The organism is Methylobacterium nigriterrae, from assembly GCF_037106235.1.
GTDB lineage: Bacteria > Pseudomonadota > Alphaproteobacteria > Rhizobiales > Beijerinckiaceae > Methylobacterium > Methylobacterium nigriterrae.
In genome coordinates this window covers 1-268 of record NZ_JBAWTG010000905.1, presented here as the reverse complement: position 1 = coordinate 268, position 268 = coordinate 1, and the positions used below count along the sequence as shown (strand labels likewise).

Below are 268 nucleotides of genomic sequence, written 5' to 3'. Positions count from 1 at the left end.
CTCGGCGATGATCGCCGCGTCCTTCGGACGACGCGCCTCGAACAGCTCCCCCACCCGCGGCAGACCGCCGGCGATGTCGCGGGTCTTGGCCGAGTCCGTCGAGACGCGGGCCAGAATGTCGCCGGCCTTGACCTTCGCGCCCGGATCGAAGCCGATGATGGCGTCGACGGGCAGGAAGTAGCGGGCCTCGGAGCCGCGCGTCAGCTTCAGCGGCTTTCCGGTCTCGTCGTGGATCACCATCGCGGGCTTGAGATCGGCCGTGCGGGCC

Annotated in this window: 1 protein-coding gene; it reads right to left on the bottom strand. The window is 70.5% G+C overall.

The window, feature by feature from the left end:
• Positions 1–268, bottom strand: a 268-nt coding sequence (locus WDW90_RS39630) for a hypothetical protein (protein WP_336493059.1), incomplete at both ends; no start/stop codon positions are given.